This window comes from Stenotrophomonas sp. 10N36, from assembly GCF_056395005.1.
This window is the reverse complement of the sequence record NZ_JBFTIS010000009.1, coordinates 72,936-85,911: the sequence shown is the minus strand read 5'-3', so window position 1 is coordinate 85,911 and position 12,976 is coordinate 72,936. Positions and strand designations below refer to the sequence as shown.

General features: G+C 67.9%; 10 protein-coding genes. 6 read left to right on the top strand and 4 right to left on the bottom strand.

Annotation, left to right across the window (positions count from 1 at the left end; genetic code table 11):
• Positions 1–80: 80 nt before the first annotated feature.
• Both AC1DCJ_RS10925 and AC1DCJ_RS10920 read right to left on the bottom strand, forming a co-directional pair.
• Entirely contained in the window at positions 81–1,466 is a 1,386-nt protein-coding gene (locus AC1DCJ_RS10925) for a sigma-54-dependent transcriptional regulator (RefSeq protein ID WP_137190157.1), read from the bottom strand.
• Positions 1,467–1,554: 88 nt separating this feature from the next.
• Positions 1,555–3,168 (bottom strand): sensor histidine kinase, encoded by a 1,614-nt coding sequence (locus AC1DCJ_RS10920; protein WP_478070934.1) that lies wholly within the window; start codon positions 3,166–3,168, stop codon positions 1,555–1,557.
• A 351-nt stretch (positions 3,169–3,519) separates the two neighbouring features.
• Between AC1DCJ_RS10920 and sucC the strand changes: the two genes are divergently transcribed.
• The 3 genes from sucC (at position 3,520) to AC1DCJ_RS10905 (ending at position 7,594) form a co-directional block, all read left to right on the top strand.
• Entirely contained in the window at positions 3,520–4,689 is a 1,170-nt protein-coding gene (gene sucC / locus AC1DCJ_RS10915; RefSeq protein ID WP_038686637.1) for an ADP-forming succinate--CoA ligase subunit beta, read from the top strand.
• A gap of 21 nt (positions 4,690–4,710) precedes the next feature.
• On the top strand, positions 4,711–5,586 hold the full coding sequence (sucD, locus tag AC1DCJ_RS10910) for a succinate--CoA ligase subunit alpha (protein ID WP_137190155.1): 876 nt from the start codon (positions 4,711–4,713) through the stop codon (positions 5,584–5,586).
• A 373-nt stretch (positions 5,587–5,959) separates the two neighbouring features.
• A complete protein-coding gene (locus AC1DCJ_RS10905) occupies positions 5,960–7,594 on the top strand; it encodes an NAD+ synthase (protein ID WP_478070933.1) in 1,635 nt (544 codons plus the stop codon).
• Positions 7,595–7,777: 183 nt separating this feature from the next.
• On the opposite strand, the gene AC1DCJ_RS10900 is transcribed toward AC1DCJ_RS10905, so the two are convergent.
• Positions 7,778–8,662: an outer membrane protein assembly factor BamD gene (locus AC1DCJ_RS10900; RefSeq protein WP_141057510.1), complete on the bottom strand. Its 885-nt coding sequence runs from the start codon at positions 8,660–8,662 to the stop codon at positions 7,778–7,780.
• Positions 8,663–8,778: 116 nt separating this feature from the next.
• Here AC1DCJ_RS10900 and rluD point away from each other — a divergent pair, with 116 nt between their 5' ends.
• From rluD to AC1DCJ_RS10885, 3 genes are read left to right on the top strand one after another with little or no spacing between them, the layout of a single operon-like run.
• Positions 8,779–9,774, top strand: a complete 996-nt coding sequence (gene rluD / locus AC1DCJ_RS10895; RefSeq protein WP_141057511.1) for a 23S rRNA pseudouridine(1911/1915/1917) synthase RluD — start codon at positions 8,779–8,781, stop codon at positions 9,772–9,774.
• Complete coding sequence (gene pgeF, locus AC1DCJ_RS10890) at positions 9,774–10,553, top strand: peptidoglycan editing factor PgeF (RefSeq protein WP_478070932.1); 780 nt, start codon at positions 9,774–9,776, stop codon at positions 10,551–10,553. Before rluD ends, pgeF begins: the two co-directional genes overlap by 1 nt.
• Positions 10,554–10,557: 4 nt before the next feature.
• A complete protein-coding gene (locus AC1DCJ_RS10885; protein WP_478070931.1) occupies positions 10,558–10,989 on the top strand; it encodes a thiol-disulfide oxidoreductase DCC family protein in 432 nt (143 codons plus the stop codon).
• Positions 10,990–10,996: 7 nt separating this feature from the next.
• Here AC1DCJ_RS10885 and AC1DCJ_RS10880 read toward each other — a convergent pair whose 3' ends face one another.
• Positions 10,997–12,334, bottom strand: coding sequence for an OmpA family protein (locus tag AC1DCJ_RS10880; RefSeq protein WP_478070930.1), 1,338 nt, complete (start codon positions 12,332–12,334; stop codon positions 10,997–10,999).
• Between the last annotated feature and the right edge of the window lie 642 nt (positions 12,335–12,976).

Genomic DNA, 12,976 nt, shown 5'->3' with positions numbered 1-12,976 from the left:
AAAAGGCCCGCGGATGCGGGCCTTTTCATGGGTGCGGATCGTCGTGCAGCCACCCATGGGGTGGCTCTACCGGGTTGGGGTCAATCCATGCCCAGCTTCTTCAGCTTGTAGCGCAACGCGCGGAAGGTGATGCCCAGCTGCGCGGCGGTGCGGGTCTTGTTCCAGCGGTTCTCTTCCAGCGCCTTCTGGATGGCAGTGCGCTCCATCTGCTCGATATAGGAGGGCAGGGCACCGTTGCCGGCGGGCAGGTCGACCACGGCTTCTTCGTGCATCGGTGCCGGGCCGGCACCGTGGCGCGGCGTGGCGTGCTGGGGCAGGCGCAGGTCACTGGCGCCGATGCTGTCCGATTCGGCCAGGGCCAGGGCGCGTTCCAGGATGTTTTCCAGCTCGCGCACATTGCCCGGGAAGTGGTACTGCGCCAGCGCGTCGATGGCCGACGGTGCCAGCAGCGGGGTGGGGCGCTCGTGGGTGCGGGCCAGCCGCGCCAGGATCGAGGCGGCCAGTTGCGGCAGGTCGCTGCGGCGCTCGCGCAGCGGCGGCACGCGCAGTTCGATCACATTGATGCGGTAATACAGGTCGTGGCGGAAGCGGCCGTCCTCGACGAGTTCACCCAGGTCCTTGTGCGTGGCCGACAGGATGCGCACGTCCACGGGTACTTCGGTGGCGGCGCCGACCGGGCGGATCGACTTTTCCTGGATGGCGCGCAGCAGCTTGACCTGCATCTGCAGCGGCAGTTCGGCCACTTCGTCCAGGAACAGGGTGCCGCCATGGGCGGCCTGGAACAGGCCGGGCTTGTCGGCGTGGGCACCGCTGAAGCTGCCCTTCTTGTGCCCGAAGAACTCGCTTTCCATCAGCTCTGACGGAATCGCGCCGCAGTTGACCGGGACGAAGGTGCCGGCCGAACGCGCGCTCTGCGCGTGGATGGTGCGCGCCACCAGTTCCTTGCCCACCCCCGATTCGCCCAGGATGTAGACCGGGGCCTGGCTGCGCGCGACTTTGGTGATGGTGGTGCGCAGCACGTTCATCGCCGGCGAATCCCCCAGCAGGCGGGCGGCCTGTTCCGAAGGCGGCGCGGCAGGGGCGGCGCGCTCGGTGTTGTTGAGCTCCAGTGCGTGCTTGACCAGCCCGCGCAGCACCGAGATGTCCACCGGCTTGCTGACGAAGTCGAAGGCGCCGGCTTTCAGCGCCTCCACGGCCAGGTCCATGCTGCCGAACGCGGTGATCATCGCCACCGGCGTGCGCGGGTAGTGCTGGGCGATCTCGGTGACCAGCTCGATGCCGTTGCCGTCGGGCAGGCGCATGTCGGTGATGCACAGATCGTACGGGTTGCTGGCGAGCAACTCGCGGGCTTCGGCGAGGTTGGCGGCGGTGCTGATGCGCAGGCCCATGCGGCCCAGGGTCAGTACCAGCAGTTCGCGGATGTCACGTTCGTCGTCGACGACGAGGGCGCTGCGGGTTTCGTTCATATGGGGGAAAGATAGCCGAGGGCGGTTGGATCCGACAAATGTTTGACGCATGCGGCGACCCGCAGCGACGGTGCCTGCCGTGAACGGTTCATTGCGGCAGCAGAGTGTGCGGGCCGGCCAGGACCAGCCGGAAGCACGCGCCACCGGCCGGTACCGATACGTATTCCAGGTTGGCCTGGTTGGCCTTGCACAGCTCCCGGGCGATATACAGGCCCAGCCCGGTGCCGTGCTCGGAGGTGGTGAAGAACGGGCGGAACAGCTGGCTGGCCACCGTTTCGGGAATGCCCGGGCCGCGGTCCATCACGTCGATGACCGCGGCGCGCTCCTGGCGCGCCACGCGCAGCCGCACCCGTGCCGGCTCCTGGCCGACGCGGCCGTATTTGAGGGCGTTGTGGACCAGTACGGTGAGGATCTGATGCAGGTGGCGCGGGTCCACCAGGGCATGCACCGAGGTCTCGGTGATGATCGGCTCGATGCTGTCCGTCTCCAGGGTGATGCCCTGTTTGTACTCCAGCACGAAGCGGCGCACGAACGCAGCCAGGTCCAGGTTTTCCGGGTTGGCGCGTTCGCGCCGGGCCAGGCCGAGAACGCTTTCGACGATGCCGTTGGTGCGCTGGCATTGCTGGTGGATGATCTGCAGCAGGCGGCGGTCGGTGTCGCCGATGGCGGTGGACTCTTCCAGCAGCTGGGCGGCGTAGTTGATCGCCGCCAGCGGGTTGCGGATCTCGTGCGCGAGGCTGGCCGAGAAGCGCCCCATCGCCGACAACGTCAGCGATTCGGCGCGACGCGAGACCACGGTGGAGTCGTCCAGGAACACCAGGGTGAGGTCGCTGCCGGCCAGCAGGCGGGCGAAACGCGGCTGCACTTCAGGCTGGTCCGGGGACAGCTGCAGCGGTGTTTCTTCGTTGGTCCAGCCGTTGCGCCAGCGCAGCAGGCGGCGGCTCAGGTCCGGCGCGGCGCTGCCCAGTTCGAGCCGGCCGCTGCCGCCGTTGCCATCGGCATCGCCGATCAGGGTGGAGGCCGCTTCGTTGGCCAGGGTGATGCGGTTGGCGCCGTCCACCACCAGCACCCCGGTGCGCATGCGGCGGATGATCAGCTCGTTGATCTGGAACAGGTTGGCCACTTCGTCGCCGCGCTGGTTGGCCAACTGCTGGTTGCGGCGCGCGCGGTTGCCCACCTGGTAGCTGACGAAGGCCAGGGCCAGGTAGCTGGTGATGAACATGGCCAGCTCGGCCAGGGTGCGGGTGGGGTCGCCGCCTTCCAGCAGCTTCCACATGTATTCACCGGCGGTGGCTGCGCTGGCGGCCACCGCCAGCCCCAATCCAAGGCTGAGGGGGAGCAGGGTAGCGGCTGCGGCGATGTTGAACAGTAGCGACATCGAAATGCCGGCACTGGCCCCGGGCAGGGCATGCGCCAGCAGGGTGGCGGCGACGATGTCCACCGCCACGCCGCTCACGACGATGCGGCGCAGCCAGCGCTCGCTGCGGCCTACCAGCAGGATCACCAGCGCCAGCAGCAGGTAGATGCCGCTCACCCAGAAGGCCAGCTGCGGATGGTCGGCGGCACCGACCAGGTTGCTCAGCGGGCTGAACAGCAGCGCGGCGATCACGGCGGTGATCAGCAGGCGATACAGCGCGAAAAAGTACAGCTCCCGCTTCGGTATCGATTCGATGCGGTCGATCAATGAAGCACTGGGTGACACGCCGGAACTCCCCTTCTGGCTGCCCTGGTAACGCCGAGCCAGGCTCGACGGCGTTTCAACGGCCTGGGCCGGCCCGTAGAGGGATCAGTATAGGCACGCCACCCCCGGATGGGGCCTGCCAATCGCCCGATGCCGCGCAATCGGGCCGTCCCCGACCCGGCCGCGGGCCGGCAGGCGTGCCGCAACTGTCTGAATGAAGGTGGAAAACTGCCCGGGCTCCGCCGCCGGCTCGCGTGTCTTTGCGCCTGCGCGCCGGCTCGTCCACAATAGTGGGCCCGCCGCGGTCCGTGCCGGTGCCCCGTGAGGGAGCCTTGGAGATGCGTGCGGTCGTTCCTATTCCCACGGTGACGCATGAATTTCCACGAATACCAGTCAAAACAACTGCTTGCCGAGTACGGCATCCCGGTCCCGGCCGGCAAGGTCGCCGCTACCCCGGACGAAGCAGTCGAAGCTGCCCAGTCGCTGGGCCAGGGCCCCTGGATGGTCAAGGCGCAGATCCATGCTGGCGGTCGCGGCAAGGCAGGCGGCGTCAAGTTCTGCAAGACCACCGACGATGTGAAGGCCGCTGCGGCCAAGATGCTCGGCACCAAGATGGCCACCTACCAGACCGCCGGCGTTGAACTGCCGGTCAACCTGGTGCTGGTGACCACCGCCGGGGAGATCGTCAAGGAACTGTACCTGTCGGTGCTGGTTGACCGTGGCACCAAGACCATCACCTACATCGCTTCTTCGGAAGGCGGCGTGGAGATCGAGCAGGTTGCCGCTGAAACCCCCGAGCTGATCCACTCGCTCAACGTCGACTTCGTTGAAGGCGTGCAGGGTTACCACGGCCGTGATTTCGGCTTCAAGCTGGGCCTGACCGCCAAGCAGGCCGGCCAGTTCGCCAGCATCATGGTGAACCTGTACCGCCTGTTCAACGAAAAGGACCTGGCCCTGGTTGAAATCAACCCGCTGGCCATCCTGGACGACGGCAACCTGTACGCGCTGGACGGCAAGTTCGACAGCGACGACAACGCCGCGTTCCGTCAGAAGGCTCTCGTTGCCATGCGCGACAAGACCCAGGAAGACGAAACCGAAGTGACCGCTTCGGAGCTGGACATCAACTACGTCACCATGGACGGCAACATCGGCTGCATGGTCAACGGCGCCGGCCTGGCCATGGCCACCATGGACGTCATCAAGCTCAACGGCGGCGAGCCGGCGAACTTCCTGGACGTGGGCGGCGGTGCGAACAAGCAGCGCGTCATCGAAGCGTTCAAGCTGATCCTGTCCTCGGACAAGGTCGAAGGCATCTTCGTCAACATCTTCGGCGGCATCGTCCGTTGCGACATGATTGCCGAAGGCATCATCGCCGCGGTCAAGGAAGTGGGCGTCAAGGTTCCGGTCGTGGTGCGCCTGGAAGGCACCAACGTGGAAGAAGGCAAGCAGCTGCTGCGTGACAGCGGCATGGCCATCATCCCGGCCGACAACATCAACGACGGTGCCAAGAAGGTCGTCGCTGCTGTCAAAGCCGCCGCCTGATCCGACACCGAAGGAAATCCAATGTCAGTTTTGATCAATAAGAACACCAAGGTGATCGTGCAGGGCTTCACCGGCCAGCAGGGTACCTTCCACGCCACTCAGATGATCGAGTACGGCACCCAGGTTGTTGGCGGCGTGACCCCCGGCAAGGGCGGCACCACCCACATCGATCTGCCGGTCTTCAACACCGTTGCCGACGCCGTGCAGAGCACCGGCGCCAACGCCTCGGTCATCTACGTGCCGCCGCCGTACGCGGCTGACGCGATCCTGGAAGCGGCCGCTGCCGGCATCCAGGTCATCGTGTGCATCACCGAAGGCATTCCGGTGCTGGACATGCTGCGCGTCAAGAACGTGCTGACCCGGGCCCATCCGGACACCGTGCTGGTCGGTCCGAACTGCCCCGGCGTCATCACCCCGGGCGAGTGCAAGATCGGCATCATGCCGGGCCACATCCACATGCCGGGCAAGATCGGCATCGTGTCGCGCTCGGGCACCCTGACCTATGAAGCGGTCAAGCAGACCACCGAAGTCGGCCTGGGCCAGTCCACCTGCATCGGCATCGGCGGTGACCCGATCAACGGCCTGAACTTCGTCGACTGCCTGAAGCTGTTCAACGAAGATCCGCAGACCCTGGGCATCATCATGGTCGGTGAAATCGGCGGCGACGCGGAAGAAGCCGGTGCCGAGTACATCAAGAACCACGTGAAGAAGCCGGTCGTCGGTTTCATCGCGGGCGCCTCGGCTCCGGCCGGCAAGCGCATGGGCCACGCCGGTGCGATCGCATCGGGCGGCAAGGGCACTGCCGAAGGCAAGTTCGCCGCCATGGAAGCAGCCGGTGTTGTCACCGTCCGCTCGCCGGGCGACCTGGGCGCTGCCATCGCCAAGCTGGTGAAATAAGCCGCCGGCCGCACCCGCGGCCGACGGTGGGTAGAGCTGACCGTTGGTCAGCCGCGCCTTGGTAGAGCTGACCGTTGGTCAGCTACGCCGTGGTAGAGCTGACCGTTGGTCAGCTACGCCTTGGTAGAGCTGACCGTTGGTCAGCTGCCCGAAACAGACAGGCCGCCTCCGGGCGGCCTGTCTGCGTTCGGGCGCCACCGCCGCACGACCAACGGTCGCGCGCCACCGCGGCGCCCGATTACGCCCTGGTAGAGCTGACCGTTGGTCAGCTGCCCGTAGCGTTGGCCGATACGCGCTCCGGCAGGCGCGTGCATGGTTGCCGGGCAGAGCCCGGCACTACAATGGGCGCATTGCAACTACAGGCTGGACCTTCATGGCTTCGATCCGCATCGCGATGGCGCAGTTTGATTTCCCGGTAGGCGCCGTGGCGCAGAACACCGACAACATCATCGCGATGATCGCCGAGGCGCGCGATGAGTACGGCGCCGAACTGGTGGTGTTCCCGGAGCTGGCCATCAGCGGCTACCCGCCGGAAGATCTGCTGCTGCGCCCGGGCTTCCTGTACGACTGCGAGCAGGCCCTCAAGCGCATTGCCGCAGCCACCCGCGGCATTGCCGCCGTGGTCGGCTGGCCGCAGGCCACCGGCTCGGTGGTGTACAACGCGGCCAGCGTGCTGCGTGATGGCAAGGTCGAGCACACCTACCGCAAGCGCGAGCTGCCCAACTACGCGGTGTTCGACGAACGCCGTTACTTCGACGTCGACCCGGACGGCGGCAGCTGCGTGTTCGAGCTGAAGGGCGTGCCGGTGGGCGTGCTGGTCTGCGAAGACCTGTGGTTCGCCGAGCCGCTGGCCGATACCGTGCGCGAAGGCGCGCAGCTGGTGGTGGTGCCCAATGCCTCACCGTACGAGCGGGGCAAGCACGCCCAGCGCGATGCGCTGCTGGCCGAGCGTACCCGCGAGAGCGGGGCGGCGATTGCCTACCTGAACGTGGTGGGCGGCCAGGACGCGCTGGTGTTCGATGGCGCCTCGGTCGTGGCCGACGGCGACGGCACCGTGCACCCGGCCGCAGCCGCCTTTACCGACCAGTGGCTGGTGGTGGACTACGACGCCGCCACGCGCCGCTTCATGCCGCGCGGGTGGATCGACGACGGCGATGAAAGCATGGATGCGCTGGCCTGGCGCGCGGTCACCCGCGGCATCCAGGACTACTGCCGCAAGAACGGCTTCAAGAAGGTGTGGCTCGGCCTGTCCGGCGGCATCGATTCGGCCCTGGTCCTGGCCATGGCAGTCGACGCGCTGGGCGCGGACAACGTCACCGCGGTGCGCCTGCCGTCGCGCTATACCGCCGGCATGTCCAACGACCTGGCAGCCGAGCAGTGCCGCGCGCTGGGCGTGAAGCTGGAGGCCGTCTCGATCGAGCCGGTGTTTGAAGGCCTGATGGCCGCGCTGGGGCCGATGTTCGAGGGCCAGGCCGCCGATGTGACCGAAGAGAACCTGCAGTCGCGCAGCCGCGGGGTGATCCTGATGGCGCTGTCCAACAAGTTCGGCGGGCTGCTGCTGACCACCGGCAACAAGAGCGAATATGCGGTTGGCTACGCCACCATTTACGGTGACATGTGCGGTGGCTACGCGCCGCTGAAGGACCTGTACAAGACCGAGGTGTTCGGCCTGTCCAAGTGGCGCAACACCGTGGGTGGGGCACCGGTGATCCCGCCGGCGGTGATCAGCCGCCCGCCGTCAGCCGAACTGCGTGACAACCAGACCGACCAGGACTCGCTGCCGGCCTACGACGTGCTGGACGGCATCCTGTACCGCTACGTGGACCAGGAGCAGTCGCGCGAGGAGATCGTGGCCGCCGGGTATGCCGCCGAGGTAGTGGACCGCGTGCTGCGCCTGGTGCGCACCAGCGAATGGAAGCGCCACCAGGCAGCGCCAGGGCCGAAGGTGTCGCGACGGGCCTTCGGGCGCGAGCGGCGGTACCCGATCAGCAACGGGTACAAGGGCTGACAGGCGATCGGCCCGACCAACGGTCGGACGCTACCGCCCATCCCGGGTAGCTGCCGACCGTTGGTCGGCRCGCCCATCCCCGGTAGGTGCCGACCGTTGGTCGGCACGCCCATCTCCGGGTAGGTGCCGACCGTTGGTCGGCATGCTCCCAAAACGAAAAAGGCCCCTTTCGGGGCCTTTTCATTATTTGCGTTCCATCTTGGCGTTGCGCTGCCCGGTGCTGGCGGACTTCTCGCCGGCGAAGGGGTTCAGCTTGCGCACCATCCACGGGTACTTCGGCCAGTTGCCCTGCAGCCAGGGATGCTCGGGCTGGTTCATCTCCAGCACGCGGCGGGCATCGTCGGCCAGGGTCTTGTTGCCCAGGCGGGTGTAGGCCTCGCCCAGCGTTGCCACGGCGTCGTACTGGAAGGCGCTCTGCGGGTAGGTTTCCAGCAGGTAGTTGGCACGGCCCGCTGCCGACACCCAGGCCTGGCGGCGCAGGTAGTACAGGGCGTTGTCCAGCTCGTGCTGGGCGAACACGTCGCGCAGCTCGATCATGCGCTGGCGCGCGTCGGCCGCGTAACGGCTGTTGGGGTAGCGGTCGACGACGATGTTGAAGTCGGCGTAGGCCTGGTGCGGGGTGGACAGGTCGCGGCGGCTCGGATCGAGCGACCATACCCGGCGCAGGAATACCGTATTGCGGTTGCCGTTGGACAGGCCGCGCAGGTAGTACATGTAGGCGATGTTGCGATGGGTCGGGTAGGTCCGGATGAAGCGGTCGATGCTCGACACCGCGTCATCGTGCTTGCCGGCCTTGTACTGGGCGTAGGCGGTTTCGATCATCGCCTGCTCGGTGTACGGACCATACGGGTACTGGGCGATCAGGCGACGGAAGTTGGCTTCGGCCCCGCTCCAGTTGCCGCCTTCCATCAGGCGGTGGCTCTTCTCGTAGATCTGTTCGACCGGCAGGCCTTCGTCCGGATTGTCACCTTTGGTGCCGCGGTGGCAGCCAGTGGCGACGAGGGCCAGGACCAGCAGCAGGGCGGCGGTGCGGACGGGCGCGGACAGCAAAGAAGAGCGTCGGATCATGGGGTCAGGGCGGGACGCGGCTGGAATACGAAGGGTCGATGATAGCCTAGTGGCCTGTCCTGCGACTGAAAGTGGTCGACCGGACCCCAAATTTGTCTCCCAGCGGTGCTTTCCCCATGTCCGATAACGCTTCCGAATCCGAATCCCCCCGCCAGGCCGTGGTGCCCGATACCGCCGCTGGACGGCGCTTCGACGCCGTCCTGGCCGAGCTGTTCCCCGAATTCTCCCGGTCCAAGCTGACCGAGTGGATCAAGTCCGGCGACGTCCTGCTGGACGGCCAGACCGTGCGCGGGCGCGACCCGGTGCGGGGCGGCGAGGTGGCGAGCCTGCATGTCGTGCTTGACACCCAGACCCATGCCGAGCCGGAAGATATCCCGCTGGACGTGCTGTACGAGGACGAGCACGTGTTCGTCATCAACAAGCCGGTCGGGCTGGTGGTCCACCCCGGTGCGGGCAACCCCACCGGCACGCTGGTCAACGCACTGCTGTTCCGCGACCCGTCGCTGTCGGTGCTGCCGCGCGCGGGCATCGTGCACCGCCTGGACAAGGACACCAGCGGGGTGATGGTGATCGCCCGCACGATCCAGGCGCAGACCGCGCTGGTCGAGCAGCTGTCGGCGCGCGAAGTGCACCGCCAGTACCTGGCCATCGTGGTGGGCGCGCTGGTGTCCGGTGGCACCGCCGATGCGGCCATCGACCGCCATCCGCGCGACCGCGTGCGCATGGCCGTGCGCGAAGACGGCAAGGACGCGATCACCCATTACCGCCTGCGCGAGCGCTTCCGTGCGCACACCGCGCTGGAATGCCGCCTGGAAACCGGCCGCACCCACCAGATCCGCGTGCACATGGCGCACCTGCGCCACCCGATCATCGGCGACCAGCTGTACGGCGGCGCGCTGAAGCTGCCCAAGGGCGCCAGCGATGAACTGGTAGCGCAGCTGCGTGGCTTCAAGCGCCAGGCGCTGCACGCCGAAACGCTGGAGTTCGTGCACCCCATCACCGGTGAGACCATCACCAACAGCGCGCCGCCGCCGGCGGACATGCTGGCCTTGATGCACGCGCTGCGCGAAGACAGCAAGCGCTTCGCCGAGCTGGAACGCGGGCGCCGCTGATGCCGGCGCCGGTTCCGCTGCTGGTGGCCGACTGGCCTGCGCCCCCCGGGGTGCAGGCGGGTACCACCCTGCGCTACGGCGCGGGTGGGTCGGTGCCGCCGTTCGACCAGTTCAACATGGGCAACCGCTACGCCGCCGAGGGCGACGACCCGGACCAGGTGCAGCGCAACCGTGACCAGCTGCAGGCCGGCCTGGCCCTGCCGTCGGCGCCGCACTGGCTGCGCCAGGTGCACGGCACCACGGTGCTGCGATTCGACGCTGCGCCCACCGCGCAGGGCGTGGACACCGAGCCGACCGCTGATGCGGCGGTGACCTCGGTGCCCGGCGTGGTGCTGGCCATCCTGACCGCCGACTGCCTGCCGGTGGTGCTGGCCGCCCGCGATGGCAGCGAAATCGGCGCGGCCCATGCCGGGTGGCGCGGCCTGGCCGACGGCATGCTGGAAGCCACCGTGGCCGCCATGCGCACCCCGGCGGCCCAGCTGCAGGCATGGCTGGGGCCGGCCGCGGGCCCGGCTCATTACGAGGTGGGCGAAGACGTGTTCGCGGCCTTCGTCGAAAGCGACGCGGGCGCCGAAGCGGCGTTCGTGGCCACCCGCCCGGGGCATTGGAAGGTGGACCTGTACGCGCTGGCCCGGCGCCGCCTTCACAGCGTGGGGGTCGATCCCGCGCAGATCAGCGGCGGCCAGCTGTGCAGCATCGATGACCCACAGCGGTTCTATTCGCACCGCCGCGACCGCCGTACCGGGCGCATGGCAACCCTGGCCTGGATGGCGCGCTGAGCCCATGGGCCGCACCCCCGCCGACGTCGACCGCAGCGCTGACCACGCGGTGATCGTGTTCGACGGGGTCTGCGCGCTGTGCAGCCGCTGGGTGCGGTTCCTGCTGCGCTTCGACCGGCAGGGGCGCTACCGGTTCGCGGCGATGCAGGGCAGCCACGGCCGTGCGTTGCTGCAGCAGCACGGGCTCGACCCGGACGATCCGCTGTCGTTCCTGTTGCTGGAGAACGGCCAGGCCTGGACCGATACCGACGCGATCCTGCGGGTGCTGGCCGGGCTTGGCGGTGCCTGGCGGCTGACGGCCGTGCTGCGGCTGCTGCCGTCAGCCTGGCGCGATCGCGCCTACCGTGCGCTGGCGCGCAACCGCTACCGCTGGTTCGGGCGGCATGACAGCTGTTACCTGCCGGCGCCCGGACAGGCCGGGCGATTCCTCGACTGAGCCGCTTTCACCGCTCCAGCCAGGCCAGGGATTCGGCGGCCCTTGTATCGCTGTCTGGAGCAACCACCGCGTAGGTGATCCGTCGATTGCGTGCGCGCCCCGCATCGTCGCGGTTGTCGGCGATGGGGTACTGGTGCCCGTGGCCGGTGGCGACCAGCATCGAGGCCGGTACACCGCGTTCCTGCAGGGCCTGCACCACCATCGCGGCGCGCTGCTGGCTCAACAGCAGGTTGGCGTCGGCGCGGCCGTTGCTGTCGGTGTGCGCGGCCACATCGATGCGCGTGCCTGCCGGCAGCAGCGTCAGTGCGGCCGCCACGGCGTACACGGTGTCGGTGCTGTCGCCGGTCAGCACGGCCGACCCGGCACGGAATTTCAACGTGGTCTGGTTCAACGCATCCACCACCGTGGTGGCATCGGCCTGCGCGGGCAGGGCGGCCAGCGCGGCCAGCCCCGGGCCCCACAGCCCGGTGGTCTGCAGATCGCCGAAGTGGCGGCGGAGCAGCCGTGACACCTCCAGGCGCCGCGCGGCGACCATCGCCGAGGTATCCACCCGCAACGTATCGCCGTTGAAGTCCAGCAGCAGCCCGTCGCCTTCCAGCTGTTCAATGCGGGCGGTCAGCCGGTCCAGCCAGCGCGGGTGCCGGGTCGCCGGATCCAGCGTGATTCCGCCGCGCACGGCATCGCGGCCATGCAGGGCGGTGAGCGCATTCCAGGCCTGGCGCCGGGCCGCTTCGCTGGGCAGGCGGCCCTGCACCAGGAGGCGGTTGCCGTACTGGTGCAGCGACAGCCGGGCATCGCGTTGTTCGGTGATGACCGGCGGCGCCCAGTGCGGCGCGCGGATCTTCAGCAGCAGCCAGGTGCTGAACGCGATCAGCGCGACGCCCGCCAGCGGCCACAGCATGCCGCGCAGGGCCAGGCCCTGGACCGTCCGCGCCGGCGCGGGCGTGGATCCCCGTGGGCGAGGCAGGCTCGTGGGGCGGAACGCAGCAGCGCGCACAGGTCTGGCCGCGCTGGCCAGCGCGACCAGGCCGGGCAGCAGCTCGCAGGCGATCACCCGGAACGTGCCGGGCGGAAAGCCGGTACGACGCGCCATCGTGACCAGTGCATGGGTGCCGATGGCGTGCTCGAGTTCGCTCGCCAGCAGCGGGTGGGAGGGTTCGGTCGGTCGCTGCCAGCTGCGGAACTGGGCACCCAGCCCGGCCTGCTCGAACTGTTGCGCCAGGCCATCCAGGCCCAGCGGATGCGATGCGATCCAGCCGGACAGCACGTTCACTACACTGCGGGCGCGGTAGCCGAGCTCCAGTCGTGCGGCGGCATCATCGATGAAACGGTCGAGCGCTGACATGCAATCCATCCCCTTGAATGAACCGTGCACGCGACGGTGCACGAACCGGCCCAAGCGATATGGATGGGCTCTTGGGGGCGTCACTTTGGTCAGGGACCGTCAATGCGAAATGAAATTTCGCGCGTGCTTTCGTCTCTGCGGGGCGTAGCGGGATCGCGATAAACGAGGTCTATTGCCGCAAGGCATTGTGCCGCCGACGATTACGGCGTGAGACGCGGCGATTGCGACATCCGGCGGGGCGAAAGCTGCGCGTAAAGCGACTTGTTTCATCTGCAATCAATTCGTGCGGAAAGCGTCACCTGTTGCGCGACGTCCGTAGGTCGACCCGAACAAGCCGTGGGTGGCGCTCGTCTGCCGACACCAACAAGCGGGTAGAGCCGACCGTTGGTCGGCTGCACCGCGCAATGCGCGGTGCGTCCATCAGGTAGTGCGGTGTCGGGAGGAAGGGCAGCCGACCAACGGTCGGCTCTACCCGTGAGCGATCCGGATTGCGTCAGGGACCGACACGAACAATCCGGTGGGTGCCGCTCGTCGGCCGACACCAACAAGCCGGTAGAGCCGACCGTTGGTCGGCTGCGCCGCGCAACGCGCGGTGCGTCCATCAGGTAGTGCGGTGTCGGGAGGAAGGGCAGCCGACCAACG